The sequence below is a fragment of the Brevibacillus thermoruber 423 genome (genome assembly GCF_000454065.1).
Taxonomy (GTDB): Bacteria; Bacillota; Bacilli; order Brevibacillales; family Brevibacillaceae; genus Brevibacillus; species Brevibacillus thermoruber.
In genome coordinates, this window is record NZ_KE695652.1 from 65762 (window position 1) to 91374 (window position 25613).

A 25613-nucleotide genomic window follows, 5' to 3' on the forward strand; every position below is an offset into this window, starting at 1 on the left:
CAATCCGATCGTTCGACACGTTTTCCGGTGGAATGTTTGTCGTTTTGCGAAAATATGGGTAAAGTAGTCAGGTTTCCACAAAGGAAACGACAAGCGGTGCTGCGAAGTTAGGAAGGACAGATATTCTGCTGGGAAGGGTGAGAAGGATGTACTCTGTTCAACCTTGCGTGTTTGAGGCGGTTTCGGACTGCGCCCGCCGTTTTCAGGAGGAGGTCGCGCAGTTGGCCGAGCGGTTCGCGCTGCGCATCGACGGCGGATTCCCCGCGCTGGAGCTGCAGGTCCATCCGCATTTTCAGGCGATCCTGGAGTACACCTTGTGGGGAGAGGCCGGCGTGGTGGTTATCCGCGGCAGGGTCAGCACGCAGAACGAGACGCCGCCGTGCGAGCCGATCGCCGTGACGATGAAATTTTCACTGTCGCACGACCCGCATCTGGACATCGAAGGCAAGAAGCAGCGGATCGAGGAAATCCTCGCCGGTGAAGCGGAGCTGTTCTGGATCGTCCCGCCGGCAGGACACGTCGGCCATGTGGAGCTGACGCTTCGCTTTGAAAGCAAGCCCGGTTCCGGCCTGGTGGGCGAATACGCCCGCACGGTCCTGGGCATTGTAACCGGAAAGGTGATGGCTGCCTGACCAAAACCTGCGCACCGCGGCTCCCCGGCTTGGGGGAGCCATTTTTTGACGGCGCCCGGAGCGGACAACCGCAGCCGGCCGGGCGCAACACAACGAGGAGGCACGACTGGTTCATGCGTCTGTTTGTTGCATTGGATCTACCGGAAAACGCCGTTCAGTACATCGCCGGCGTCCAGCAGCGGCTGCGCTCGCAGCTTGCCGCCGACCGCTGGCAGCCGCTTTCGAACCTGCACCTCACCCTCCACTTTCTCGGGGACGTGGACGAGAAATGGCTGCCCGCCCTGCGCGAGGATCTGGACATCGTGAGCGCGATCATCCCGCCGTTTTCGCTGCAGACGGGCCGGTTGGGCGCCTTTCCTGACGCGGAGCGGCCGCGCGTTCTGTGGCTGGGGCTTGGCGGCCAGACTGACCGGCTGAAACAGCTTCACCTGCTCCTGGGCAAGCGCTTTGAGCTGCATCCCGGCGTTTCGTTCGACCGCAAACCGTACCGGCCCCACATTACGCTGGCGCGCGGCCCGCACGCGGCGGATGGCGGGCTGCCGCTGTCCGAATGGAATCAGGACGTTCTCGCTCAACATCCGCCCCGCTGGCAGGTCACCTCGATGCACCTCTTCCGGTCGGAGCTGCGGCCAGGCGGCGCCGTCCACACCGTTCTTTACACCAGCACGTTTGGCAAAGATCACGGCAAAAAACAAGCGGCTGATGAATAAACTGGTAGGGAGAACCATGGCTCGCACCGTTGCGCCAAGAAGGGGGAGCCTGCCAGAAAGCGGTGGAAATCGGATGGGTGAGTTCACGACCGGGATTTTGTATCCGCGCAAATACGAACCGAAAGTGCTGACCGCCCTGCCCAAATCGCGGCAGCCTTACTTCCACAGAAACGTCAATCACGACTGGAACGCCTTTTTCCTGCGGGACGAATGGCTGGAAACGCATCAAACCGTGCAGTTTCTCCTGCAGTTGTCCCGCCATTGTGTGCCGCTGCTCTGGTTTCACGACTCCGAAGAGAATGGGTGGGGCTTTCGGCTGTTCGACGGCGGGTACGAGGTATCCTCGGCCACGATCAGCTATTCGCTGGACGTGGAGCTGGCGGAAGCGGAGTTTGGGCGTCTGTTTCCTCACGTGGATGTTGAGGAAGGCATCGGCGAAAGCGACGACGTCCGGCAGAAGTACGAGGAGATCCTGGATCGCGTGGTGCGATCCGACCGGTATCGACGGGAAGTGGGCAAAGGCATTACCCGGGTGCGTCCCCAATGTTTCAGCCGGTTGGTCGGCCACAAGCAGGTACAGCAGATCCGTTCGCTGTTTGACCTGCAGCTTCTGACCGAAGTGGACGAGGAGACCGGGTCCTCGATGCTGTACGACTCGGTCGATCTGTTCAAGGAAATTCTCGGGATTGAGGAGATGGTCTGGGTCAATTACTCGTATCTGGCCAGCGGCGGCCGGGAGTAACAGAGAAGCGCGCGCCGATCACCGTTCGTTCCAGGAAGGGATCAACATGTCCATGGGAAGACGGTCAAGTCTGTCTCGGAGCGTTTTGCATGTGTGCTGCTTTCAGCGAACAATCCGGACAAAAGTGAAAACGCCCCTGTACCCGTTCCAGGTACCAGGGGCGTTGTTCGGTTTCAATCCTTTTTCCACTGCGCAAAAATTTCGTCCGCGTCCAGCAGCATGATCAGCTTGTCCTCCAGCCGGGCGATGCCGCTCAAGTATTTGCCCTCGACTCCGGCCACGATCGGGGGGGCCGGTTCGATCAACTGCCTGGACAGGTAGATCACTTCCGACACGGCGTCCACAACGATGCCCACATTCAGCCCCTCCAACTGCAGGTCGATAAACCGGCTCTCTTCCGTCAGCGGCAGCGGCTCCAGACCGAACATCGTCCGCAGGTTGATGATCGGCAGAATCCGTCCCCTCAGATCGATCACGCCTTCCACGTACGGCGGTGACTTGGGGAAGCGGGTCACCGGCAGCGGCTTGATAATCTCCCGCACCAGCGAGATCGGCAGGCCGTAGGTTTCGTCCCCCATGCGAAACAAAATGGATTGGACGGAATCGCCTTCCGCTTTCCAGTCTGTACCGTCCCGTAGTTGTACCGTTTCCATCTTCCATGTCCCTCCCACAACGCTTTACCATTCTTTACCCGTATTGTACCATGGACAAACGCTGAGGGTAGGCATTTTTTCCCGGTTTTCTCAGAGCGGGATCACGCCGAGCGACACGAGGACGACCAGCCCCAGGCTGACGCCAAAGCTGATAAAGACGTTGCGGCTGACCGCCATCACGGCCAAACAGACCGCGCTGGCGATCAGAAACAGCGGCTGCACCGCCAGTTGTCCCTCGGCCACGAACAGGGAGGGAAAGATGAGCGAGGCAAAGATGCCAAGCGGAATAAAGCTGAGACCGTTCTTCAGCCGGACGGAAAAGTGGCGGCTGGGCAATCGGAGAAACGCCCGGCGCGACAGGTAGGTGGCCGCCGCCATCACGAGATAGAGCAGGAGCGGATGGGTGCTCACGTCGACTCCACCTCCTTGGCGTTCTGCGGTTGGGTTGTTTCGGTCGGTTCCGGCGCGGGCAGGAAATAGCCGACGGCAAAGGCGAGCAGGCCCGCTACCAGCACGGGCAGCCCGTTGGGGAGCACGAACGTCAGCCCGACGGCGGCCGCCCCGCAGAGCAAAAACGTCAGGATGCGGACAACGGACGACAACTGGTAGTACGCGAGCGCCACAAACATCGCGGTAAAGCTGAAGCCAAGGCCCAGAGAGGCAGGGTCCGGTATCCACTGGCCGGCCGCCGTTCCCAGCCAGGTGCCGGCGCCCCAGGCGATGTACAGCGAGAGGCCCACCCCGAGGATGTACGACGTGTCGCTCGGATAGCGGCGAAAACGGTTCAGGGTAATGGCGTACTGCTCGTCGGTCAGCAGAAAAGCCAGCGCATTCACCTGGGCGGGCGAAAAGCGCTGATAATAGGGAGACAGCGACAAGCCCATCAAAAAGTGGCGCACGTTTAACAGGCAGGTAGTCAGAATGATCGCCCAAAAGCCTGCGTGTTCGGCGATCATCGAGCTGGCCGCAAACTGCGCCGCCCCCGAATAGACGAAAAGCGACATGGCCATGCTTTCCCAGGCGGCCAGGCCGGCCTGACCGGAGAGCATGCCGAATATGGCGCCGAACAAGACGTAGCTGGCCGTGATCGGCAGGGCGTCCAGCACACCCTGCTTCCACGCTGCGGTCTCACTCGTGTTCATGTCATCAGCTCCTTTCGGTCGTGCAGCAGACGGGCGATGATGGCCATGCCCCTGTCGATCTGCTCCGGCCGTTCGTGCGTAAAGCAAAGCCGGATATACGGCTGTTCCGCCTCCCGCAGCAAAAACATGTCGCCGCAGGCGAGCAGAACCCCCTGTTCCCGGCAGAGCGTCATCAGCCGGCGGGGGTTGATCTCTTCGGGCAGGGACAGCCAGAAATAAAACCCGCCGGCCGGCCGCTCCCAGCGGATGCCGAGAGGCCGCAGCCGTTCCAGGTGGCGTTCCATGATCGCCGCCTGCTCGGCGTATTGGCGGCGTGCGTCCGCCAGGTGAGGGAGCAGGGCGCCGTCCCGGAGAAAGGCTGCCACCGCCAACTGTCCCAGCGTATTGGTCGTGATCGACAGTTCCTTCAGCCGGGTCAGCAGGCGGACAAACGGCCGGCTGGCCGCCACCCAGCCGATGCGCAGGCCGGGGAACAGCAGTTTGGAAAACGTGTTCAGGTAGATGACGCTGCCGGTCTCATCCAGCGCCTTCAACGGCGGCGGCGGTTCCTCCGCGAGATGCAGGTGCCGGTAGGCGTCGTCCTCGACGATCGGGACGCCGTATCGTTCGCTCAGCGCCAGGAGCCGCTTGCGCCGTTCAAGCGACAGCGTCCGGCCGGTCGGGTTGTGATACGTCGGCACCGTGTAGAGAAAGCGCGGCCGGCAGCGGGCCAGCACGCCTTCCAGGACGTCGATGCGCATGCCGTCCGCATCCAGCGGCACCGGCACGATCTGCAGGCCGAGCGACTGGAAGAGCTGCAGCGAGCCGAAATAGGTGGGCATTTCCGTGACGATGCAGTCGCCGGGCCGGGCCAGGAGCGTGGTGATCAGGTACAAGCCTTCCTGGGAGCCGCTGGTAATCGTCACCTGCTCCGGTGACGAGACCTGTTCCATCCCCATCCACTCCACAAGCAGCTCCCGCAGGTGGGGCAGTCCCTGCACCGAGGTAAAGTAATACGAAGGCAGCTCTTCCGCCGTCGCCTTCACGTAGTCGGAAAAGCGGGAGGAGGCCAAGGTGTGCTTGCCCCCGTCGCCGTGGGCAAAGTTGATGGTATCCGGATAGCGGTCGGTGACCCCCAGCAGGTCCGCCATGTGCGACGGGGAGGCGGCCAGCGATTCGTAACCGTGTCGGCTGTTCCAGTCAATCCGCCTGATCCCCGGAGCGGGCGGGAGGGCTTCCACGTACCGGCCGCTGCCCATCCGGCTGGCGATGAATCCTTCCGCTTCCAATTCGCCATAGGCCCGAACCACCGTATTGCGGCTCACGCCCAACTGCTCGGCCAGCTTCCGCTCCGGCGGCAAAGGGGAGCCAATTGCCAATTCGCCGCTTAAAATTTGATAGCGCAGGTGATTGTACACGCGCGTGTAAATCGGTTTTCGCCCCATGATGCTGCCTCTTTTTCTGTCTGTGCTTTGCTCTCCACTATACCGGCTCCCGGCAAAAAATAAAAGAGCCAATTTTCCGGCAATAAAAAGCCAACAGACGGGCTGGGCCAGAGCCTGCCGATCTGTCCGTGAAAAAAGAAGGAGGAAGCCGTTTTACGGCTCCCGCAGCTCGTCCAACGAGATGCCTTGTTCCAAGGCAAATTCAAAGTCGTCTACATCGTAAAACTGAACGGGAACAACATATTCCAAAATCCGATCCTGGTAATCCGTCTGGTCGGTGATCAGCGGTATCTCAAAGCGCATCGATGTGAGCAGCAGTTGGGTTTCCACCGGATCGAACAGTTCTCCCCACATGGCGTTGTCGTCCACCTTGACCACGTTAAGCGTCACGCCGTTCGGAAACGAAAACGGCACGATGGACCAGGGAGCGATCAGGCCCTTTTCCATGCGCTTGCGGTTAAACGGGTCGGAGAAAAACTGGATCATTTCCTGCATGACCTTGCGTACGTGCTGATCGTCGGCCGGGATCGGCATGATCGGTTCCGGGCTATGGTAAAACTCGTCCAATTCGTAGATTGTCGACGCGGGTATGAAATACTCTACCGGTTGCGACGGTGCCATCAATTCCCCGTAGATGGCCAGCATGATCGCTTCGATAACGAATTGTTTCGGCATTTCGACAACCCTCCTCGTAACCATCATACTGAAATCGGAAGTTGACAACAACCCTGGACAGGCATAGCATGAAGGTGATTTCGATACGGCGTGGAAGACCATACTCATTTCGACAGGGGGTTGTCGGCCTTGTGGGATCCGGCGTTTTTTTCCGCACTCTTGCTTATTATTACCATCAATATCGTTCTGAGCGGCGACAACGCGGTGGTGATCGCGATCGCCTGCCGCAAGCTCTCGCGGGAACACCGCAAAAAAGCGATCCTCTGGGGGACGCTGCTCGCCATCATCGTCCGGATCGTCGCCACGCTGCTGGCCGTTTACCTGCTGCAGATTCCGTACCTCTACCTGATGGGCGGCATCCTGCTGGTCTGGATCAGCTACAAGCTGCTGGTGGACGATGACGGGGAAGCCCACATCGACTCCAGCGAGAGCCTGATCCAGGCGATCCGGACGATTGTGGTCGCCGATCTGATGATGGGGCTGGACAACGTGCTGGCGATCGCCGGCGCAGCCAACGGCAATGTGACCCTGATCATTCTGGGCCTGTTGATCAGCATCCCGATCATGATTTTCGGCAGTCAACTGATTCTGAAAGCGATGGAGCGCTTTTCCTGGTTGGTCTACATAGGAGCGGGGGTGCTCGCCTTGGCGGCGGCCAAGATGATTTTGCAGGAAGAGGTGGTCGCCGAACTGGCGCAGGCCTACACCTGGCTGGATGAGACGGTCAAGGGGGTCATCGTGGCAGGGGTGATCCTGGCCGGCCTACTGCAGCAGAAGCGAAGCCAGGGGGAAAAAGCGGCGAAACAGCCGTAAGCCAAACCAAAAAGCTGAGACGAGGGTCTCAGCTTTTTTGGCTTTCCCGGAAATCGGCCTCATCCGCCCGCGCAATTGGCGGCAGGCTTGTCCGGTGTGGGGGATTCGCTCCGTCCGGCCTGACCGTCATTTCGGAAACGACGCGGCACGGAACCAGGGGCATGCGGCTAGTTCCCGGCGGTGGCGCCCCGGTCGGAACGCGTAAACCAGCGGAACGGATTGAGCGACCAGCGGGGCTGATGCCGCTCGAACCGCTCTTTTCGCCGGGTCAGACGCTGCTGCATGAGATCCATTTCAAACGTGACGCGGCGCATCTCCAGACGCAGCGACTCCTGCATCTCCTCGATGTCCGCGATTTTTTGCAAAATGGTGGACTGCAGTTGGTTCAATGACGACAGTTGGGCCAGCTCATGCTGAAACTGAAGCATCATCTCCTGCACGGTCAGCTCCATCTCGCGGAGGCCGGCTGCCTTTGGCCCGGTCACGGAGACCAACTGCTCCTGAGCGGCGGCCGTTTCCTCATCGACCAGCATGTCCGCCGGGATTCTGCCTTCTTCAATCAACTGCCGCTGTATGTCGCGCAGGGAGTAGCTGCCTTCGTCCTTGCGGTGCTTGACTTCTTTCAGCAAGGAAAACCCTGTCTCACTGATCAGGTAGTGACCCTGCGGATTTTTCTGCCGCTCCTGCGCCGGCACGAACATCTCCAGCCAGTTTCGCAACGTCCGGACGTGAACATCCAACCGATCTGCCACTTCCTTGGAAGCCATCCACACTTGTACATCCATCCCGAATCACTCCTTTTCCCATCAGGTATTCCCGTGGCCTCATTATAGCACCAATTTTTCCCGGTAAAAGGGAATCGACAAAGGTTCTAAAAACTAGTCGCGTTTCGGCCTTTTCGGACAGGTTGGCGGTTTTTGTCATGCGTTCGTCGGACATGGAAGCAGGGGCGGGGCCGTGCGGAACGGCTCCCCGCTTTGCCCCGGGAACCCGCAGCGGCCGGTTTTGCCTGCGGGACGACGGACGATCATAATGACCGGGACAGGCGCGTAGAATGGAAGGGACACACGTCCGACACCCGGATGGAAAGGGGACGTGCCATGGAACCGGATCTGATCGTGATACTGGCGGCGGCAGCCGCCGCAAGCAGCATCGGCGGGCTTCTCTTGTGCCTGCGCGCCTGGTCGGAAGAGACGCTGTACGCCATGGTCAGCGTCGGCGGCGGGCTGTTATTGGCGATAACGCTGCTGGACCTGCTTCCCCATACATTGGAAGGGGGAAGCGAGCGGGCCATGCCGTTTGTGATGCTCGGGTTTGCCCTGCTGTTCGCGCTGGAGCTGATCGGCCGGTCGGAGCGGAAAGCGGGCTCCCCCAGCCTGATCGGCCTGCTCTCCGGATTTCTGCTGCACGCGTACGTGGAGGGCGTCTCGCTTATCGCCAGCTTTCACCTGGACAACGGCGTCGGGTTCTCCGTCCTGCTGGCGATGGTGCTGCACAAGGTGCCGGATGGAGTGACGGTCGCTTCGCTGGTGCTGGCGGCGACACGCTCGCAGTGGAAAGCGTTTTGGGGTACGGCCGCGCTGGGAGCGGCCACGCTGGCGGGAGCTTTCAGCGTAGGGGCCGTGGAACGGGTTTTCCCGAACGGATGGTCTTCCGTAGTGGTGGCCGTCACCACCGGCGTCTTCCTGTACGTCTCGGCCAGCCATCTGGTGCCGCTGATTCAGAACGGACGACGGGTCCTGGGGGTGTACTTTTTTGCCGGGATGCTCGCGTACCTGCTCGTCACGACCGTCTGGCTTCCGGGCGGTCACGTCCATGCATAAACAGCCGCTTCCCAAGCCAGCCTAAGAATGATTGCGGGCAGCAAAGCCTGGACGGAAGGGAGCGATCATCCATGGAGAACAGGGAAGGCTTGACGCCGGCCGACGAACCTGCGCAGCTGCAAGCGGAATTCCCGGCAAACGGAACGCCGCTCAATCCGGTGGAAGAATCCTGGGTCTTTTCCGACAGGGCGGCCGCTCCGGCGGACGATTTGGCGAAAGCGATGCAGCAGGGAGAATAACCGGCGGCAGCGGTCCCGTTTCGCGTTTTTCCGGCAGCCTCTCGTAACCGCGGACAAGATCGGTTATAATGTCAGGGAAAAAACGTTGAAAAGGGGCCGATACATAATGAATACATGGATGCAAGGCAAGAACATCGTCATCATGGGCGTGGCCAACCACCGCAGTATTGCCTGGGGAATTGCCCAGTCCCTGCACAAGGCGGGGGCCAACCTGATCTTTACCTATCAGGGGGAGCGGCTGCGGGAAAACGTGGCGGAACTGGCCCAAAGCCTCGGCGGCGAACCGATTTTGATCAACTGCGACGTGACCAAGGATGAGGAAGTGGAAGCCGCGTTCGCCCAAATCAAGGAAAAAGTGGGCGTCATCCACGGCGTGGCCCACTGCATCGCCTTTGCCAAGACGGAAGAGCTGGAAGGCGAGTTTGTCAACACGTCCCGCGACGGCTACGCGCTGGCTCAGGACATCAGCGCCTACTCGCTGGTGGCGGTGGCGCGTGCCGCTCGTCCGCTGATGACCGAAGGCGGAAGCATCGTCACGCTGACCTATCTGGGCGGCGAGCGCGTCGTTCCCAACTACAACGTCATGGGTGTCGCCAAAGCGGCGCTGGATGCCTGCGTCCGTTATCTGGCGAGCGACCTCGGCAAAGACAACATCCGCGTCAACGCCATCTCCGCCGGACCGATCCGCACCCTGGCGGCAAAAGGAGTGCGCAACTTCAACAGCATTCTGAAGGAAATCGAGGAAAAAGCACCGCTCCGCCGCACCGTGGACCAATCCGAGGTGGGCGACACGGCGCTCTTCCTGTTCAGCCATCTCTCCCGCGGCATCACGGGCGAAATCATCCACGTCGATGCCGGCTACAACATCATGGCACGATAAACGGCAGACACACAGCCCCTGCTCCGGTTTTTTCGACCGGACGCAGGGGTTTTCCCGTTTTCCTCAGCCCGAACGGCTGCGGCAGAATGTTTTGTATACAAATAAGAAGCAAATTTCCTGGAGGAGTGAAGCAGCGTGAACGAACGAAGATGGCGGATGGGCGTTCTCGTCATCGTCTGGATGGCGTTTTTGTTTTCCTTTGTGGACAGGCTTTCCTGGCCGCCGATCATCCCGCTCGCATCCAAGGAGCTGGGGCTGAGCAAGGTGGAGGCGGGCAGCTACATGACCGCCTTTTACATCGGGTACGTGATCACCCAACTGCCGGGCGGACTCTTGACCGACCGGTTCGGCTACCGGAAAGTGCTGCTCAGCTCGTTTTTTGTCATGGGCGTGTTTACTGCGTCGATGGGCCTGATTCACGATTTTGCGGCGGGTTTCGCGCTGCGCGTGCTGGCCGGTCTGGGATCAGGCGCCGTCTTTTCCGCCTGTGTCCGGGCGATTTTTGACTGGTTTCCGGCGAAAGGGCGGGGAACGGCGATGGGCTTTTTCATGACCGCCTCTTCGCTGGGGGTCTCCGTCGTCAACATGTTTGTCCCGGCTGTGGCCAATGCCTACGGCTGGCAGACGTCGTTTCTGGTGGCGGGGCTGCTGCCGCTGTTCGGACTGGCGGCGGGGTATGTGATCCTGCGGGAAAACACGCCGGCAGCCGCCCGGCGTGCGCAGGCGCCATCCTATTCCGACTTCTGGAAAAACGTGGGGCGCCTGTTTCAAAACCGCAACCTGATGATCACCGGCTTTTCCGGCTTCTGCGCCATGTGGGCCACCTGGGGAACGGCTACCTGGGCCAACACCTACCTGAACAAAGGGCTGAACCTCTCGCTGGTGGAAGCGGGCGTGATCATGTCGCTGTACGGCATGACCGCGCTCCTGTGCAAACCGGTCATCGGCATCCTGGCCGACGTGCTGAAGGTGCAGCGCAGGACCCTGCTCTTTAGCGTCCTGGCCCTGTTCGGCCCGGCGCTGCTCTGGTTCGGCACCACCACCAGTGTCGCGATGCTGTACGCGGCGGCGGCGGTCCTGGGCGTGGCCGCCTTTGTCTACAGCCCGATCATGAACACGTTCATCGGCGAGCTGGTGCCGCCGGAGATGGTGGGAACGGCCACCGGCTTCGTCAATACCATCTGGCAGCTCGGGTCGCTGATCTCGCCGCTGGCGGTGGGGGCCGTTCTGGATGCGACCAACAGCTATGTTTTTGCCTTCCTGGCCTTGGCCGTCGGGCCGATGCTGGGGGCAATCATCATCCTGTTCGTGAAGGAACGACAGCCGTCCGCCGAGGTCGCGCCGGACCAGGCAGAACGGGCGGGGGCGTAAGGGAGCACGGCACTCCCTCGGCCCACCCCCGCACGCATAAAAGGCTCCCCATTTCCGCACGCTAGTACCAAACGTACGGAAGGGAGCCGTTTGTCGTGTTTCCAATCATTGCGTCGATGGAAGAATGGCTGATGTACATGGGCGGGGGACTGGACCGGCTATCCGCCCATTTCGGCGATGAACCGGGAGGGCCTGGTTTTCCGGCCGAACCGCTCGCGGGGGATGCCGACCGCGAGGGAATGGCGGGCCCGCGTGATGGCCACGTATAGGAGGCGCCTCTCTTCCTCCAGAGCGGACGACTCTCCCTTGCGCACGGCGTCCAGCGCGTACTCGTGAGGGAGAGCGCCTTCCACCAGGTCGGGCAGGAACACGTGGTCGAATTCCAGTCCTTTGGCCCGGTGAATGCTGAGAACGTGAACACCTTCCTCCGGGAGTGGCCGCTCATGGCGCCACTCCTTTTCCCGTTCCGCCATGCGTTCCACATGGCGCAAAAACTCGGCGACGGTGGCGTGCCGCCTGGCCGCGGCCAAAAGCTGCTGCAGTTCGTCGCTCCAGCGCTCCCGGCTGTCGTCCCGGTCCTTGGCCCGCTTTTTCAGGTAGTCCCGCAGCCGGCCGTCCTCGTAAATCAGCTCCAGCGCCTGGGCGGGCGGACATTCCCGGCAGGCAGCGAGGATGTCGGCCACGGTTTGCAGGTGCTTGCGCTGGTAGACTTTCCACTGCGGCAGGCGGGGCAGCACGTGCAGGACCGGCAGATCCTCCAGAATGGCCTGGCTGCGTACCGCGTTCCACATCTCCTGGGAGATGTAGAGGGTGGGGAGAATCTCCCTCAGCGCGTCGGCATCGTCCGGGTCCAGCGCAAGCCGCAAATAGCCCAGCGTCCAGCGAACGGCCTGCCGCTGGTAAAAGGAGTCCTCCTCCTGCGTGTAGTGAAACGGGATGCCCGCTTCGCTCAGCCGCTCCAGGATCGGCCGGGCCGACTCGCTGGTGCGGTAGAGGATGGCGCACTCGCCGGGCGGGGTCCCCTGCTCGATCCGGTGGCAGATCTCGTCCACGATCCGGGAGGCCTGTTCTTCCTCGTCGTCCGGCTCGAACAGGTAGGTTTCCCCTTCCTCGCTGTGAAACGAAAGGCAGTCTTTTTTCCAGCGCGCCCGATTGTGGCCGATCAATGAGTAGCCCAGCCCGACGATGGCGGAGCGGGAGCGGTAGTTCACTTCCAGCGTAATCGTTTGAGCCTGGGGAAAATCGTGGGTAAAGCCAAGTATGTACTGCGGATCGCTGCCGCGAAATCCGTAGATCGACTGATCGTCGTCCCCGATGACGCACAGATTGTTTTGCGGCGCGGCGAGCAGCTTGACGGTTTCGTACTGGATGCGGTTGATGTCCTGAAACTCGTCGATCATCACATGCGTGATCCGCTCCTGGTAGCGGCGCAGGATCTCCGTCTCGTCCCGCAGCATCTCGTAACAGCCGATCAGCATGTCGTCAAAGTCAAACCAGCCGAGCTTTCGCTTGGCCTCCTCGTACAGCGGATACAGCTCGCCTGCCTGCCGTTCCGCGTCGCTCGCCGCTTCCCGCCGGACGGTCTGGCCGGGCAGCAGGTACTCGTTTTTCCAGCGGCTGATCACGCCGAACGCGTCCAGAACGTCGTGTTCCTTTTGCCCCAGGAGCTCGGGATGTTCGGCGAGCACGCCGCTTTCCCTGAGCAGCCGCCACTTTTGCCAGTCTTTTTTCAGCAGGCGGCGCTGATCCCAGCGTTCCGGCTGGTGGTACAGCAGCATGCGGTAAAAGATGCTGTGGAACGTGCCGGCGATCAGCTCCCGCGCCTGCTCGCGGGGGAGCTGGCGGGCCAGCCGCTGCCGGATCTCGTCCGCCGCCTTGGTGGTAAAGGTGACCACCATGATCTGCCGGGGCGGGACGCCTTTGTCCCGGATCAGGTGGGCGGTCCGGGCCGTCATCACCCGCGTCTTGCCGCTGCCCGCACCGGCCAGGATGAGAAGGGGGCCGTCCGTGGTCATGACGGCCTGCCGCTGGCGGGGATGGAGCGGTTCGTCCCGCTGTTCCGCCAGGTGCTGGATGCGCGTTTTCGGCATCAGCCGTTTGCGAAACAGCGGCGGTTCCGGCGCGGGCGTCACGCTGCCGCCGCCGATCGGCCGCCGTTTGGGCAGGCGAAAGGAGCCGACCCGAACGGATTCGCCGTCGATGTCATCTCCCACTGGAGAGGCGGCGTCCGTCCGACACGGGTTGGCGTCACGCGGCGCGGGATCGGCCGCAGCCGCGACAGCGGCCGCCAGCTCCGGACGCGCGGCGAGCCACTCGGGCGGGGGCTCGTCCCGCCCCTGCCAGGCACAATCGCTGTCCGCGGGATGGAGAAAGCGGGGTTCCGCACTGATCCCCGCCATCAGGCTGAGCGGCGAACCGCAGGTGGGACAGCGCACCTTCCCCTGGCGGGCGGCCATCCGCCAGGCGGGTATGCGAGGGTAAGTCTCGGGCGTAAGCAGGATGACCTGGTCGTCTAGCTGCGCGAATTTCATTGCGACACCTCGTACGGAATGCGGCGTGCGAAATGGCGGAGTCGCCGCCTTGACACGCCTGCGGATGAGTCCATCGGATGATGGGAACGGGGGCTGCCGGTGTTGTACCGCCGGCAGCCGGAAAGAAGAAGTGCCCCCTGCGGACAGGGGACACTTGCCTGTTCATTTGTGGGATCGGTACGTCATGACTGTGCGGGCAAAAGAACGGTCTCTTCGTTCTCTACCGGTTCGTTTTCGCCCACGTAAGTGATGCCTACCCGGGTGATGCGGTGGTTTTCCAGCTCGGTGATGGTGAAGAGGTAGTCCTGGAAGCGGACCGACTTGCCTTCCGCCACTTCCTCGTTCAACTGGCTGTAGAGCCAGCCGGCAATCGTGTCTACCTCATCGGAGTGCATCTCCACGGCGATATAGTCGTTCAGCTCGGTGAGCAGCGTCTTTCCCGAGACGGACCATTCGTTGTTGTTGGAACTTTCGATATCGGGACGTTCGTGTTCGTCGAATTCGTCCTGAATGTCGCCCACAATCTCTTCCAGAATGTCTTCCATGGTGATCAGCCCGGCGGTGCCGCCGTACTCGTCGATGACGATCGCCATCTGCGAGCGGCGCTTCTGCATCAGCCGCAGCACGTGGCTGATTTCCATGGACTCCGGCACGGTCAAAAGCGGGCGGAGAAAATCCTTCAGCTCCGCTTTCCCATAGGTGAGAGCCGACAGGTAAAAATCCGAGGTGTGGACAAAACCGATCAGCCGGTCCTTGTCCTCGTGGGCCACCGGAAACCGGGAGTGTCTCGACTGGCGCATGATTTCCAGGTTCTCCTCAAACGTGTTGTCATCGTAGAGGCAGACCATGTCAATCCGCGGAATCATGATTTCCCGGGCCAGACGTTCGGAAAACGCAAAGACGTTGTCCACCAGCGCCAATTCGGTCTGGTCGATGTGGCCGCTTTTGTGGCTTTGGTTGACGAGCAGGCGAATCTCTTCTTCCGTGTGGGCGGAGTCGTTTTCCGTCGCGGGCTCGACGCCCAGCCGCCGGATGAAGAAGTTGGCCGTGCCGTTCAGCATCCAGATCAGCGGATAGCTGAGCTTGTAAAAGAACATCAGCGGCGCCGCCGTCCAGAGGGACGTGGTTTCCGCTCTCTGGATCGCCAGCGACTTGGGAGCCAGCTCCCCGAAGACAATGTGCAGGAAGGTAATGAACCCAAAGGCGATCGCCAGCGATACGGGCGTTGCCAGGGATTGTGGCAGGTTCAAAGATACCAAAACGGGTTCGACAAAATGGGCGACGGCCGGTTCACCTACCCACCCCAGTCCCAGCGATGCCAGCGTGATGCCTAGCTGACACGCGGACAGATAAGCGTCCAACTGGCGGGTCACCTTTTGCGCGTAGGAGGCGCGCTTGTTTCCCTCGCTTGCCAGTTGGGCCAGACGGGTTTGGCGCACTTTCACCAGCGAGAATTCTGCTGCGACAAAAAAGCCGTTCAGGAACACCAGAAAGCCGACGAGCAGCAGATTCAGCACAATCTCCCCTATCGGACCTATCGGACTCTCCAAGAACGTCTCCCCTCTCGCATCCGCTTGCGCTTCTGCGACAGCAGGAGAATTCACCTCCACTTGTTATTGTCGGTTGTCGTTTTTCATGTACGAACGCCCCATGGCCAACATTCGCACCCATCCTGTTACTGGATAGTATACCAGTTGAAAAAGCGAAGAGTCAAAACCATCCGATTTGTGCCGGCCCATCGGCACAATTGCCATACATACCCGCACCCGCTCTGACATACAGTTAAGCGAAACCCTGTCCGGGGAGGAGAAGCGTGTGTACTGGCTGCAGAAAAGCGTGGCAATCCTGGCGGGCAGCGTGCTGGTCGCCGTGGGCGTCAACCTGTTTCTCGTTCCGCACAAGCTGATGGACGGGGGCATGATCGGCCTGGGGCTGTTGGCCACGTACTACCTGCATGTGCCCCCGGGGCTGGTGATGATTCTGGTCAGCCTGCCCGTCTACGCGCTCGTCTTCGCCTTCGACCGCAGTCTGTTTGCCCACAGCTTTCACGGCATGCTGATCTCTTCCTTTTTCGTTGACATCTTCTCGCCGCTCCGGTCCTGGAATGCCTGGTCGACGCCCGCCTCGGCTGTCTGGGGCGGCGCTCTGATCGGCTCCGGCATCGGGCTGATGCTGGCGTACAAGACCAATACAGGCGGCACCGACCTGTTGGCCCAGTTTGCGGCGAGGCGGTACGGACAGCCTGTGGCGCTCCTGATTCTCGGCATCGATGGAGTGATCGTCGCCGGTTCGCTGCCGGCGATCGGCTGGGAACGCACCGTCTTTTCCCTGATCACCATCGTCGCCGTCGCGTCCTGCACCCATGTCTTCAGCGGCATTCGCCGCCGGCCTGCGCCGTACGTGGTAATCGGGCCGATCGGCAGGGATGGGGGACGCGCGTGGAGAAAATAAGGAAAAAGCCAGAAAAGAGGGAACGCGCGTGGCACCACATTTGCCCGAAATGATTACCGATCGGATCGGCTACTTTCCCGGCAGCGTCAACATCGGCCTCGTCCTGGGAACAAGCGGCGCCATCCTGATCGATTCCGGATTGGACGCACAGACCGCGAAAAAAATCAAAAAAGGGCTGGAGGCAATGCCCCAGCCGCTGGCTGCCATCGTTCAGACCCATGCCCATGCCGATCATTTCGGCGGCAATGCCTACCTGCTCACCTGCTGGCCGGAGGCGGTCGTATACGCTCCGCCGCTGGAGGAGGCGATCATCCGCTACCCGCTGTTGGAGCCGATTTACCTCGGGATGGGCGCCCAGCCGCTGGCAGAGCTGTGCAACAAGTTTTTGCTGGCGGAAGCCTCCCGGGTGGACCGCCTCCTGCCGGCGGAAGGCGAGCTGGACATCGACGGCGTCCGCTTTGAGGTCATCTCCCTGCCGGGACATAGCTGGCAGCAGGTGGGCCTGGTGTGCGACGGCATCTGCTTTGCCGCCGACAGCTTTTTCGGCGAGGAAACGCTGAAGAAGCACAAGCTGCCGTTTCTCGTCGATGCGCATGAAACCCTGCGCAGCCTGGTGAAACTGCTGGAGTCCGGCTGCCGCGGCTACCTGCCGGGCCACGGTCCCTACACCACCTCCCCGGAAGCGATCCTGACGAAAAACATCCACTGGCACCGCCGCCTGTACGACGTAATTGAAGAGATCCTGGCAGAGGAGAAAACGCTGGAACAGACGCTGGCCTTGCTGTGTGAACGCTTGCACATTTCCATTCAAAACGCCACGAGCTATGTCCTGTACCGGACCGCGCTGATGGGCTACCTGATCGGACTGATGAAGGAAGAGCGCGTCAGCTACCGCTTCGCCGCCAATCAATGGCTGTGGAGCCGAAAAGGGACCGGTCAGGGCTGAGCGGCGGGACGGGACAGGTAGTCCGCGATTTCGGCCAGCTTGTGCTCGGCGGCTTCGCGGATTTCTTTGGGAATCACGAACTTGTCTTCGGCCGTCGCGTGCATGTAAAACTTCGCTTCCAGATAAGGGTGGCCCAATTTGACCGTCAATTCTCCCTTGCCGGTGGTGGTGCTGGTGTAGTTGGTCGGAATGCGGAGAAAATACGAAGTGCTGGTGGCGGAGTCGTAGATGACGACATCGTAGGTGGGGGGGCTGTCGCCGCCGGAGCGGTGGAACCCTTGCTGCCGGAGCATTTTGTCGACGTAGGACAGCGGCTGTACAACACCGGTCAGGTTTTTGCTTTTTAACCGCATGGACATCCTCCTTGGCTACCACTCAAAATTGTGTGTTGCCTAATCATATGTGGAGGGGCGGCGATTCAGACTTACAGACAGGAGAATCATGAAGGAGTGGAACATCCCGTGAAACAAGCCGATCTGCATACCCATACACGCGCATCCGACGGCACCTGCGAGCCTGCGGAAAACGTCCGTCTGGCCGCGGAAGCCGGACTGGCTGCCGTCGCCATCACCGACCACGACACCGTCGCGGGGCTTCCCGCCGCGCTGGAAGCGGCAGCCGGGCTGAACCTCGAGGTCATCCCCGGCGTGGAGATAAGCTCTGCCGCCAACGGACAGGATATCCACGTGCTCGGCTATTTCGTCCCGTACGACGACGAGGCGTTTCAGGAGAAGCTGCGCGGGCTGCGCGAGACCCGGCACGAGCGCAACAAGCTGATGATCGCACGCCTGCGCGAGCTGGGCATCCCGATCACCCTGGAGAGCGTCTACCGGCGCAAGAAGGGGGAGGACAAAAACATCGGCCGCCCCCACATCGCCGAAGAGCTGATGGAACTGGGCGTGGTCGGCTCCATCGACGAAGCGTTTGCCAAGTACCTGGGCCGCGAAGGAGCGGCCTATGTAAACCCTCCGCGCATCTCGCCCCAGGAGGCGATCACGCTGATCCAGGAAGCCGGCGGCGCCGCCGTGCTCGCCCATCCCGGCCTGTACGACGACGATGAACTGGTGCGAGAACTGATCGCCTTTGGCCTAGATGGCATCGAAGTATGGCACCCGGACAACGACGCCGCCGACCGGGAGCGGTATCGCACCTGGGCAGAGGAGCACGGCCTGGTCATGACCGGCGGCTCCGACTTCCACGGCTGGCGCGGCGAAGAGCCGTTTCACGCCATGCTGGGCACGCACACGGCACCGCTGTCCGCGGTGGAGCGGCTGCGGGAAATTGCGGCGAAGCGGAAGCGGTAAAAGGAGGGCAGAGGCCCCGAGCCATCAGGCAGCCCGCGGGCAGCCTCCTTACCTTCGTTTTTTTCTCGTCGTATTCCCGTGCCTTTTTGTCCAGATACAGATGGTTGTCGATGCCGTACACCTGCCCGATGGCAGTCAGGACGGTCATGAGGAAAAAGATCAATCCGTATGCGATCATAAACCGGTCCAGCGCAAAGCAGGCCACAATGGCGGCGATCAGAACGGCAAGCGCAGCCCACACGACTGTTTTCATGGCCATCCCCCTTTTTTGATTCGTTCACGTCGGATCATACGGCGTACTTGTATGTACGGAGGATGTTTTGGAACGTTTCGGAAACGGACAACCCCGCGTCCAGTAAGGGCCGCGGGGTTGTTGGCGTACTTAGTTTGTATCCAGTTTCTTTTCCATGGCGATGTGCTCAATGCCGGCTTCGTCGAACACGTCACCGTGCGGTTGGTAGCCGAGCTTCTCATAAAAGCGTTGGGCGTGGGTCTGGGCGTTCAGCTTGAGGCTGTGGTAGCCGAGACGGCGGGCGGTTTCCTCCATGGCCAGCATCAGCTCCCGGCCCAGGCCGGTGCCGCGCTCGCTTTTCAACACGGCGACCCGCTCCACTTTGCCCACACCGGGAGCGTACGGACGCAAACGGCTTGCCCCGACGGGCGTTTCCCCCGCGTAGGCGACGAAGTGAACGGTCCCTGTGTCCGGCCGGTCATGTTCGTCAATCTCCAGCTCTTCCGGCACCTGCTGTTCCTCGATAAACACGGCCCGCCGCACCGACAGGGCATCGTTCATCTGCTTGTCAGACTGGACAGTCTCGATTTGGTACACCTGATTCATCGTCACGCTTCCTTTCGCTCTGCACAGAAGTTCCCTCCCCGCTAGCCGTGAAGGGGTTTTCGAACGGAGTCCGCTTGCATTCGTCCGCGCGGTATGTCCGCGTGGTTACTTTTTCAGCAGGAAGGTTTGATACACGCTCCAGATGCCGTCCTCCAACTGGTAAATCAAGTGGAAGCGGTCAATCTCCGAGGTCAGGTCGATCTTGACCATGCTCAGTTGGCTGGTCACGTCGCGCAGCTCGTCGTTGGACAGATCGCGACCGATGGTCAGATGGGGCACGTAGGCGTACGTTTCCGGGGTATTGACGCACTTGTTTACAATCTTTTCGTGCAGGGCCACAAACGGCTCCTTGTTCTGCACGGCAATGTAGATCACGTTGCTGGTCGGGTGGAACGACGAGATGCGGTGGAAATGAGCCGTAAAGCTTTCCGTCGATTGGGCTACCTGCTCGAGGTGGCTCACCAGTTCGGGCAGACGATCGTCTTCCAGGTCAAAAGCCTCTTTCAGGCGGATATACGGCGGGATCAAAGCGTAGGTCGGGTCGTAGCGCTTTCGGTATGAGTTGGCCACTTCTTGCACCTTGCTGGATGGGAATACGACGATACTGTATTTCATATGGAACCCCTCCTTCTTCACGTTTGAACATGCCATCATATCCAATTATTTTAACAGAAAATTCTCCATTTGTGTAATGTTATGCGTCAACCCGTATATTCCTCCCGCGACGGGACAGACTGTTAACAGCAGGGAGGTGTTCAATCCATCGTGAAAACAGCCATGATGATTACCTTTATGTTCCTCGTCCTTTTTCTGCTGGCGCTGCTTACCTTTACAATCATTACGGTCATCCGCAAAGCGGAATTCGAAGAGGCGCTCGTCTCGCCGGGAAAGGAAGACGGCACGCGGGAAGAACGACCACGGTAAGTTTACCCAAACAGCGCACGCAGCATGCGCGGCAGGTTGGCCTGCCAATATCCCCACGTGTGGTCACCCGCAAAGGTCTCGTAAGCCAGGGTGACCCCTTTTGTTTCCAGGATGGCGCGCAGCCGTTCGTTGGCCGCGAGCAGGTTGAGCGTCCCGCGCGACGTCTCCACCGCCGTTTCGGCCGTCCCCACTTCCAGGTAGACGTGCAGGGAAGCAGGCAGATCCGTCGCCGCGACACGCCGGTTCAGCGCCTCGTCCATCGCCGCCGACTGGCAGGCCACCTGGCCAAACGTGTGCGGATACGCCAGCGCCGTAAACAGCGACACGACGCCGCCCAACGACTCGCCCAGCAGCGTCCGCGCCTGCCCCAGCGGATGGGTGGAGTAGTGACGGTCCACGTACCCGACCGCCTCGACGGCCAAATAGCGCCGGTAGGCCAGATGTTCGTCGCCGTCCGGATGGTAGCGCGCGTACCGCCGGGCCTTGTCCACCGGCAGGAAGACGGCGAGCAGGTCCGGGATCTCTTTCTCCCGGTGGAGCTGTTCCAGAAGCGTCGCCAGCCGGCCCAGCGACAGGTAGTCCTCGCCGTCCTGCACGTACAGGACGGGATAGGAGTAGAGCGGGGAGTACCGCTCAGGGGTGTAGATCAGGAGCCGTTCCGTGGTTCCCAGGCAAATGCTCGTCAGCGTGATTTCATTCAGCGGCACAGGGATATCCTCCTTTGGGTGTGCTGGTTTCATTATACCGGAGGGGAGGGGGTGGGGGGAAACCGGTCATTAGTTGGCAGGCAAGTCGGGCGTATGGCGCGATTGTGGAACTGGTTTTATCATGAATTTGTTCGTGACTTGAGTGTCCGTGCTTGGATAGGTTGGCTTTGGTTTGATCGGTGATCTTGTTTCGGAGCTTTACCCTTGCTTCGATCTTTGCTCCGTTTCGATCACTGCCTTTGCTTCGAATTCTGTCCCTGCTTCGATCTCGGTCTCTGTTTCGATTTATAGCTATGTTTCGATCTTAGTCCTTGCTTCGATCATTGCCCCTGCTTCGATCATTGTCTCTGCTTCGATTATTGCCCCTGTTTCGGTCAATTGTCCTTGCTTCGATCATTGACCTTGCTTCGATCATTGACCTTGCTTCGAGCTTTGTCCTTGCTTCGATCATTGCCCCTGCTTCGATCTTTACCCTTGTTTCGTTTCTTTACGCTTGCTTCAGTCTTTGCCCTTGCCTCGATTACCATAAGCCTTGACCCATCTCGCCACATTTACCACCATGTAGCTCCTCCCTCGGACGGACACCCCGCCGGCCGAAAGATTGTCGCAATTCCGCCATCGTATGATACTATGATAGGGAATGACTTCACTCAATGGTGGAAGGGGTTGTCTCAATGAAGAAGCACGTACACAGCAGCGAAGTCAGAAATGCCGCCCTGACGCGCCTGGCGGAACGCGGCGTCACGGTGGAGGATATCGCCGAAATCGTCTATCTGATGCAGTCGCCGTACCATCCCGACCTGACCATGGAACCCTGCATTGAGAGCGTAAAAGCCGTTTTGGAAAAGAGGGAAATGCAGCACGCCATCCTCGTCGGCGTGGAATTGGATACATTGGCGGAAAAAGGCATGCTGTCCGAGCCGCTTCAAACCCTCATCGCGACGGACGAAGGCCTGTTCGGCTGCGACGAAACCCTGGCGCTCGGCTCTGTGTTCGGCTACGGGAGCATCGCCGTCACCACCTTTGGCCACCTGGACAAACACAAGGTCGGCGTCATCAAACGCCTGGACACCAAGCGCTCCGGACGCGTCCACACCTTCCTGGACGACCTCGTCGCCAGCATCGCCGCCAACGCCTCCAGCCGCATGGCCCACCGCCTGCGCGACGAACAGGAACAGCAGGCGGAGCAGGCGGAGATCCGGATTGAGGAGAAGAAGGCGGATCAGGCGGGGTGAAAAAGGGAGCGGACGGCTCCCGGGACAGCTTTCGCAAAATACGGTTACATGTGGATAGAGATGCAGCAGAAGAATTACCGGAAACTAAGCGAGAACAGGGCCATTCTCTTGCGCGTGTGGTAAGGCAGAGAATGGTTCTTTCTATGTCGGTAAAATTTTTTACTGGAATTTTGATTTTTCCTCTTGAAATCGAAAAGAAAATCCGGTATATTAAATCATGTGATCGGCGTCCGGTACGATTCGGGCCCTTAGCTCAGTTGGTCAGAGCGGTCGGCTCATAACCGATTGGTCGTAGGTTCGAGTCCTACAGGGCCCACCATGTGACAGGTGTTTGCGAAGTACATACGACATGATCCGGTAGCTCAGTTGGGAGAGCACCATCTTGACAGGGTGGGGGTCGCTGGTTCGAACCCAGTCCGGATCACCATACATAAGTAGCTGAAACCCTTGAGAAATCAAGGGTTTTTTAATTTTGATGGTGACTGGTTGAACAGGGTAAACCAGCAAAACACCCCTTCTGGTCAAGAATTGGTCAAGATTCATCTTGTGGTCAATTGTAGTCAATCAGCGTTGCTGAAGTTGTTTTTGAGCATAAAAATAGACCGTTCTTCTTTGATTGAAGATACGGTCTATTTTGCATTTTCGATTGAGCTGTTGTTACTGTTTGTGCCACCGACCAACATCCTACCAAATTGCTTTGCTGTTTCCTTCTGCATGCTAGGGTGTCAAGATCAAAAGAAAGCTCCTCAAAAAAATCAATCGAAAATTCCCCAGTAAGAGAATTATTATACGCCCCTTAGGGGGCGGAAACATGAACTACTCCTTTGGGTCTTCATGCCCTTCTGGTCGGAAGAAACCCGCCTTTTTCTTTTCCTTGATGCGGTAACTTTCCCCTTTGATATTGATTGTGGTGGAATGATACAGTAAACGATCCAGGATGGCTGTGGCCAGTACAGAGTCCCCGAAGATCTCTCCCCACGAACCATACGACTTGTTGGAAGTTAGGATGATGGAGCCGGTCTCGTATCGTTCGGAGATGATTTGGAAGAAGAAATGGGCTGCCGGTTCGTCCATCTTACGATAGCCGATCTCATCGATGATCAAGAGACGAGGCTTGGTGTACATGCGAATTTTCTGTTTGATCGTATGGTTATGGTCGGCCTGCTGAAGCGTTTGGACCAGGTCATGGGCGGTTGTAAAGTACACGGTATACCGCTGCTTAATCGCCTCCAAAGCCAGTGCAACGGCCAAATGTGTTTTCCCCACACCGGGCGGGCCGAGGAAAATGAGATTCTCCTGGTGCTCGATAAACCGAAGGGTCCCAGATCCCGGATTCGCCGTTCATCGATGGATGGTTGAAACCGAAAGTCAAATTGGTCCAAGGTCTTGTGAAAGGGTAAATTGGCCAGGCGTGTCCGGGTTCGGACATATCGATCCCATTTCGCCGCCAGTTCTTCTTGTAACAGCTTGTCCAGAAATTCCAGATACGATATATTGTGTTTGGAAGCTTCTTCGGCGTGGTGGTGAAGCACCTCGGGAATGCGAGTCCATCCGAATTGGTGGAAGGCATCCTCAAGACGTTCTTGCAGCCCAATCATTGGAGCCTCACCGCCTCGTCGAGGAATTGTTCATACACGGATAAGTTTCGTTCCAGCACTTCAGGGGCTGGTCGGTCAACAAGTTTGGGCATTGGGGCAGGAACTCGATGTTGACCGGTTGGGCGCAGTCCTTCGAAGTGCTTTTTGTTGATGACCAGCTGCCCTTTTTGGACGGCCTTGGGATGTTCAGCGATGAGGATGTCTCCACTGTAAATCCGGATGCGTCCGTTCTTGTCGTCTTGGACATGTACGATGTGACCCATAAAACGGAAGGGAACGGAGTAACGGTTGGCCTCAAACGATACCAGGCAGTCGGCTGATACCTTCCGAGCATGACGGTCGACGACCGCAAACGGCGTTGGGTTCATGGGTTTCAGCTTTTCCTCATGCCAGCGGTCAACCGGCCTGACGTGCGTGGTTCCATGAATCCTCACGTTGGCCACTTGATTTAGCCACTCACGAGCTTGACGATTCAGATCGTCTACTCCCTTGAATTCCCGAACTCGCGGCCAAAAGTTCTTGCGAACATAACCAATCCCGTTTTCGACCTTTCCTTTGGTACGGGCACGATAGGGACGGCAACTCGTGAGAAGGAAGCCGTGGTGGCTGGCAAATCGGGAAAAACGCTCATTCCAGATGGGATGGCCCTGTTCATCTCTGTCTTTCACGACTGTCTTCATGTTGTCGTACAGTATTACCTCCGTACACCCTCCCAAATATTCAAAAGCCCGCTGGTGGCAGTTGATAAGCGTGTCTAACTTCTCGTCTTCGGTGAACTCCAGATACATCATGCGGGAATAGCTGAGGACCATGACAAACGCATAGAGCCGTTTTGGTTTGCCGTGCCAGTCTACCGTAAACCGTCCCCAGTCTACCTGGGACTGGTATCCGGGGTCTGTCTCGAATCGGACAGTGGTTTTACTGATGACGGCAGGCCGGAAAGGTTTCATGAAGACACGAAGAGTGGTAATCCCGCCGGTATACCCTTTGGCCTTGATTTCTTCCAGAATGACTCTGGCATTCAGGCAACCGTCCTCCATTCGGCGACGAACGTAGTCCTTGAAAGGATCCAACTTGCTGAGACGAATGACCTTTCGCTGATAGGATTCAGGTTCCTTCTTGTTTAGCCACTTACGAATGGTTTTTCGATCCCTCCCCATTTCCTGCGCGATCCGAGTAATACTCATGCCACGTTTTCTCATCTCGTGAATCATGTAAAACTCCCCATTCTTTACCATGATTTCTCTCTCCTCCAAGGAGAGAGTTTGCGATGAAAGTGGGGAATTTTCAACCGATTCTATTGGGGATTTTATCGCTGATCTTCACAATAGTCCCATTATCTGCATCAACGAATGAGCAGCTGCGATCTGCATTTCTTCATCCTGAGAGTTGGTACTTGTGCGGTAATATGAAACATTCAAGCTCTGGTCATCAGATAAAGGGAATGGGGCTTCCCTATTGATCCTTAGTACCATCATATTCACTCCTCTTTGATTCTTCTGAATAAAGGGGAGTCAAAAGTTCATGGGAACATTTGACTAACCCCCCGGCTTCATTGGGTGTCAAACCCAGTTCCTTGATTAGAAGGTTGGTAATAATTTGACTGATCCATACAAGTGAATCCTCTGGAGTTTCGGAATTGTAAGTAACGCTCACAATCTTGGTTTTGCACATTTGTATCCCCCCCGTATAATCTACTTTTTATTGTTAACGAGGGGATTCGGACATATACCTCACTTGCAGGTAAGTTGGCTTATTTGGACTGCGAGTCGAATAAATCGAACGAATACTGTTCTTCAAAGGGCTTTGGCTTACCCCGGGTTATGGCCCTTCTACGGGTAATAGTGATTATCTTAGATCCATGTATATCCAACTTCTTGAAAATCTCATTCATGTTCTTGTGAATCCTCCTTGCAATAAAGTTCCGCAAACCTGTTAATAATTTGTTTAGAGATTCCATGAGCTTCACAGCATG

At 58.8% G+C, this 25613-nt stretch carries 27 protein-coding genes, 2 tRNA genes and 1 pseudogene; 16 read left to right on the forward strand and 14 right to left on the reverse strand.

The annotated features are described in order from the left end of the window. The first annotated feature begins 221 nt into the window (after positions 1-221). The 3 genes from M516_RS0114770 (at position 222) to M516_RS0114780 (ending at position 2084) form a co-directional block, all read left to right on the forward strand. Positions 222-632: a hypothetical protein gene (locus M516_RS0114770; RefSeq protein WP_231558633.1), complete on the forward strand. Its 411-nt coding sequence runs from the start codon at positions 222-224 to the stop codon at positions 630-632. 113 nt (positions 633-745) lie between these two features. Further along, entirely contained in the window at positions 746-1342 is a 597-nt protein-coding gene (gene thpR / locus M516_RS0114775; RefSeq protein ID WP_029099815.1) for an RNA 2',3'-cyclic phosphodiesterase, read from the forward strand. A gap of 73 nt (positions 1343-1415) precedes the next feature. Beyond that, a complete protein-coding gene (locus M516_RS0114780) occupies positions 1416-2084 on the forward strand; it encodes a hypothetical protein (RefSeq protein WP_029099816.1) in 669 nt (222 codons plus the stop codon). A gap of 173 nt (positions 2085-2257) precedes the next feature. Here the strand turns inward: M516_RS0114780 and M516_RS0114785 are convergent, their stop codons facing one another. The 5 genes from M516_RS0114785 to M516_RS0114805 all read right to left on the reverse strand — a co-directional run bounded on the left by M516_RS0114785 (position 2258) and on the right by M516_RS0114805 (position 5978). Next, entirely contained in the window at positions 2258-2737 is a 480-nt protein-coding gene (locus tag M516_RS0114785; protein ID WP_029099817.1) for a chemotaxis protein CheW, read from the reverse strand. Positions 2738-2827: 90 nt separating this feature from the next. After that, positions 2828-3148, reverse strand: coding sequence for an AzlD domain-containing protein (locus M516_RS0114790; protein ID WP_029099818.1), 321 nt, complete (start codon positions 3146-3148; stop codon positions 2828-2830). After that, positions 3145-3879, reverse strand: coding sequence for an AzlC family ABC transporter permease (locus M516_RS0114795; RefSeq protein ID WP_029099819.1), 735 nt, complete (start codon positions 3877-3879; stop codon positions 3145-3147). The genes M516_RS0114790 and M516_RS0114795 overlap by 4 nt, the downstream gene beginning before the upstream one ends. Further along, the gene (pdxR, locus tag M516_RS0114800; RefSeq protein ID WP_029099820.1) at positions 3876-5303 is read right to left on the reverse strand and encodes a MocR-like pyridoxine biosynthesis transcription factor PdxR; all 1428 of its coding nucleotides are present in this window, start codon (positions 5301-5303) and stop codon (positions 3876-3878) included. Before pdxR ends, M516_RS0114795 begins: the two co-directional genes overlap by 4 nt. A 153-nt stretch (positions 5304-5456) precedes the next feature. Next, positions 5457-5978, reverse strand: coding sequence for a hypothetical protein (locus tag M516_RS0114805; RefSeq protein WP_029099821.1), 522 nt, complete (start codon positions 5976-5978; stop codon positions 5457-5459). A 129-nt stretch (positions 5979-6107) separates the two neighbouring features. Between M516_RS0114805 and M516_RS0114810 the strand changes: the two genes are divergently transcribed. After that, positions 6108-6791: a TerC family protein gene (locus M516_RS0114810; protein WP_029099822.1), complete on the forward strand. Its 684-nt coding sequence runs from the start codon at positions 6108-6110 to the stop codon at positions 6789-6791. Between the two features lie 167 nt (positions 6792-6958). On the opposite strand, the gene M516_RS0114815 is transcribed toward M516_RS0114810, so the two are convergent. Continuing rightward, positions 6959-7576 carry a MerR family transcriptional regulator gene (locus M516_RS0114815; RefSeq protein WP_029099823.1) on the reverse strand — a complete coding sequence of 206 codons (618 nt, stop codon included), beginning with the start codon at positions 7574-7576 and terminating at the stop codon, positions 6959-6961. Between the two features lie 315 nt (positions 7577-7891). Between M516_RS0114815 and M516_RS0114820 the strand changes: the two genes are divergently transcribed. From M516_RS0114820 to M516_RS23560, 4 genes are all read left to right on the forward strand, one after another. Further along, the gene (locus M516_RS0114820) at positions 7892-8614 is read left to right on the forward strand and encodes a ZIP family metal transporter (RefSeq protein WP_029099824.1); all 723 of its coding nucleotides are present in this window, start codon (positions 7892-7894) and stop codon (positions 8612-8614) included. 71 nt (positions 8615-8685) lie between these two features. Then, positions 8686-8853, forward strand: a complete 168-nt coding sequence (locus M516_RS25645) for a hypothetical protein (RefSeq protein WP_156110356.1) — start codon at positions 8686-8688, stop codon at positions 8851-8853. 106 nt (positions 8854-8959) lie between these two features. Beyond that, positions 8960-9733: an enoyl-ACP reductase FabI gene (gene fabI, locus M516_RS0114830; RefSeq protein ID WP_029099825.1), complete on the forward strand. Its 774-nt coding sequence runs from the start codon at positions 8960-8962 to the stop codon at positions 9731-9733. Between the two features lie 135 nt (positions 9734-9868). Beyond that, a complete protein-coding gene (locus M516_RS23560; protein ID WP_035289908.1) occupies positions 9869-11104 on the forward strand; it encodes an MFS transporter in 1236 nt (411 codons plus the stop codon). Between the two features lie 158 nt (positions 11105-11262). Here the strand turns inward: M516_RS23560 and M516_RS0114840 are convergent, their stop codons facing one another. Both M516_RS0114840 and M516_RS0114845 read right to left on the reverse strand, forming a co-directional pair. Further along, on the reverse strand, positions 11263-13635 hold the full coding sequence (locus tag M516_RS0114840) for a UvrD-helicase domain-containing protein (protein WP_029099826.1): 2373 nt from the start codon (positions 13633-13635) through the stop codon (positions 11263-11265). A gap of 182 nt (positions 13636-13817) precedes the next feature. Then, the gene (locus M516_RS0114845) at positions 13818-15185 is read right to left on the reverse strand and encodes a hemolysin family protein (RefSeq protein ID WP_029099827.1); all 1368 of its coding nucleotides are present in this window, start codon (positions 15183-15185) and stop codon (positions 13818-13820) included. A 265-nt stretch (positions 15186-15450) separates the two neighbouring features. On the opposite strand from M516_RS0114845, the gene M516_RS0114850 reads away from it, so the two are divergent. Both M516_RS0114850 and M516_RS0114855 read left to right on the forward strand, forming a co-directional pair. After that, the gene (locus M516_RS0114850) at positions 15451-16086 is read left to right on the forward strand and encodes a YitT family protein (protein ID WP_029099828.1); all 636 of its coding nucleotides are present in this window, start codon (positions 15451-15453) and stop codon (positions 16084-16086) included. A 49-nt stretch (positions 16087-16135) separates the two neighbouring features. Beyond that, positions 16136-17032, forward strand: a complete 897-nt coding sequence (locus M516_RS0114855) for an MBL fold metallo-hydrolase (protein WP_051188234.1) — start codon at positions 16136-16138, stop codon at positions 17030-17032. Here the strand turns inward: M516_RS0114855 and M516_RS0114860 are convergent. Beyond that, positions 17023-17385 (reverse strand): hypothetical protein, encoded by a 363-nt coding sequence (locus tag M516_RS0114860; protein WP_029099830.1) that lies wholly within the window; start codon positions 17383-17385, stop codon positions 17023-17025. The genes M516_RS0114855 and M516_RS0114860 overlap by 10 nt on opposite strands. Before the next feature lie 108 nt (positions 17386-17493). On the opposite strand from M516_RS0114860, the gene M516_RS0114865 reads away from it, so the two are divergent. After that, positions 17494-18336, forward strand: a complete 843-nt coding sequence (locus M516_RS0114865; protein WP_035290004.1) for a PHP domain-containing protein — start codon at positions 17494-17496, stop codon at positions 18334-18336. Between the two features lie 382 nt (positions 18337-18718). Here M516_RS0114865 and M516_RS0114875 read toward each other — a convergent pair whose 3' ends face one another. Together M516_RS0114875 and M516_RS0114880 are read right to left on the reverse strand one after the other, a co-directional pair. Next, positions 18719-19174, reverse strand: coding sequence for a GNAT family N-acetyltransferase (locus M516_RS0114875; RefSeq protein WP_029099832.1), 456 nt, complete (start codon positions 19172-19174; stop codon positions 18719-18721). A 105-nt stretch (positions 19175-19279) separates the two neighbouring features. Next, complete coding sequence (locus M516_RS0114880) at positions 19280-19789, reverse strand: 2'-5' RNA ligase family protein (RefSeq protein ID WP_029099833.1); 510 nt, start codon at positions 19787-19789, stop codon at positions 19280-19282. Between the two features lie 150 nt (positions 19790-19939). On the opposite strand from M516_RS0114880, the gene M516_RS25650 reads away from it, so the two are divergent. Further along, a complete protein-coding gene (locus tag M516_RS25650; RefSeq protein WP_193746980.1) occupies positions 19940-20098 on the forward strand; it encodes a hypothetical protein in 159 nt (52 codons plus the stop codon). Between the two features lie 2 nt (positions 20099-20100). On the opposite strand, the gene M516_RS0114890 is transcribed toward M516_RS25650, so the two are convergent. Next, the gene (locus tag M516_RS0114890; RefSeq protein ID WP_029099834.1) at positions 20101-20805 is read right to left on the reverse strand and encodes an alpha/beta hydrolase; all 705 of its coding nucleotides are present in this window, start codon (positions 20803-20805) and stop codon (positions 20101-20103) included. Positions 20806-21479: 674 nt separating this feature from the next. Here M516_RS0114890 and M516_RS0114895 point away from each other — a divergent pair. From M516_RS0114895 to M516_RS25225, 4 genes are all read left to right on the forward strand, one after another. Next, positions 21480-22040 carry a phosphatidylglycerophosphatase A family protein gene (locus tag M516_RS0114895; RefSeq protein WP_029099835.1) on the forward strand — a complete coding sequence of 187 codons (561 nt, stop codon included), beginning with the start codon at positions 21480-21482 and terminating at the stop codon, positions 22038-22040. A 242-nt stretch (positions 22041-22282) separates the two neighbouring features. After that, positions 22283-22359 (forward strand) — tRNA-Ile (locus M516_RS0114900). A gap of 32 nt (positions 22360-22391) precedes the next feature. Continuing rightward, positions 22392-22467 (forward strand) — tRNA-Val (locus M516_RS0114905). 20 nt (positions 22468-22487) lie between these two features. After that, complete coding sequence (locus M516_RS25225) at positions 22488-22817, forward strand: hypothetical protein (RefSeq protein WP_152523403.1); 330 nt, start codon at positions 22488-22490, stop codon at positions 22815-22817. A gap of 39 nt (positions 22818-22856) precedes the next feature. On the opposite strand, the pseudogene istB reads toward M516_RS25225, so the two are convergent. Both istB and istA read right to left on the reverse strand, forming a co-directional pair. Then, a pseudogene (gene istB, locus M516_RS23565) lies at positions 22857-23635 on the reverse strand (IS21-like element helper ATPase IstB). Continuing rightward, positions 23635-24876 (reverse strand): IS21 family transposase, encoded by a 1242-nt coding sequence (gene istA, locus M516_RS0114915; RefSeq protein ID WP_029099836.1) that lies wholly within the window; start codon positions 24874-24876, stop codon positions 23635-23637. The pseudogene istB and the gene istA overlap by 1 nt, the downstream one beginning before the upstream one ends. Positions 24877-25613 lie beyond the last annotated feature (737 nt).

Excerpts from the sequence above, each read along its gene's own strand:
- thpR (WP_029099815.1), top strand. The coding sequence starts at position 746 with ATGCGTCTGTTTGTTGCATTGGATCTACCGGAAAACGCCGTTCAGTAC.
- M516_RS0114780 (WP_029099816.1), top strand. The coding sequence starts at position 1,416 with ATGGGTGAGTTCACGACCGGGATTTTGTATCCGCGCAAATACGAACCG.
- M516_RS0114785 (WP_029099817.1), bottom strand. The coding sequence starts at position 2,737 with ATGGAAACGGTACAACTACGGGACGGTACAGACTGGAAAGCGGAAGGC.
- M516_RS0114795 (WP_029099819.1), bottom strand. The coding sequence starts at position 3,879 with ATGAACACGAGTGAGACCGCAGCGTGGAAGCAGGGTGTGCTGGACGCC.
- pdxR (WP_029099820.1), bottom strand. The coding sequence starts at position 5,303 with ATGGGGCGAAAACCGATTTACACGCGCGTGTACAATCACCTGCGCTAT.
- M516_RS0114805 (WP_029099821.1), bottom strand. The coding sequence starts at position 5,978 with ATGCCGAAACAATTCGTTATCGAAGCGATCATGCTGGCCATCTACGGG.
- M516_RS0114815 (WP_029099823.1), bottom strand. The coding sequence starts at position 7,576 with ATGGATGTACAAGTGTGGATGGCTTCCAAGGAAGTGGCAGATCGGTTG.
- M516_RS0114820 (WP_029099824.1), top strand. The coding sequence starts at position 7,892 with ATGGAACCGGATCTGATCGTGATACTGGCGGCGGCAGCCGCCGCAAGC.
- M516_RS25645 (WP_156110356.1), top strand. The coding sequence starts at position 8,686 with ATGGAGAACAGGGAAGGCTTGACGCCGGCCGACGAACCTGCGCAGCTG.
- fabI (WP_029099825.1), top strand. The coding sequence starts at position 8,960 with ATGAATACATGGATGCAAGGCAAGAACATCGTCATCATGGGCGTGGCC.
- M516_RS0114840 (WP_029099826.1), bottom strand. The coding sequence starts at position 13,635 with ATGAAATTCGCGCAGCTAGACGACCAGGTCATCCTGCTTACGCCCGAG.
- M516_RS0114855 (WP_051188234.1), top strand. The coding sequence starts at position 16,136 with ATGATTACCGATCGGATCGGCTACTTTCCCGGCAGCGTCAACATCGGC.
- M516_RS0114860 (WP_029099830.1), bottom strand. The coding sequence starts at position 17,385 with ATGCGGTTAAAAAGCAAAAACCTGACCGGTGTTGTACAGCCGCTGTCC.
- M516_RS0114875 (WP_029099832.1), bottom strand. The coding sequence starts at position 19,174 with ATGAATCAGGTGTACCAAATCGAGACTGTCCAGTCTGACAAGCAGATG.
- M516_RS0114880 (WP_029099833.1), bottom strand. The coding sequence starts at position 19,789 with ATGAAATACAGTATCGTCGTATTCCCATCCAGCAAGGTGCAAGAAGTG.
- M516_RS0114895 (WP_029099835.1), top strand. The coding sequence starts at position 21,480 with ATGAAGAAGCACGTACACAGCAGCGAAGTCAGAAATGCCGCCCTGACG.
- istA (WP_029099836.1), bottom strand. The coding sequence starts at position 24,876 with ATGGTAAAGAATGGGGAGTTTTACATGATTCACGAGATGAGAAAACGT.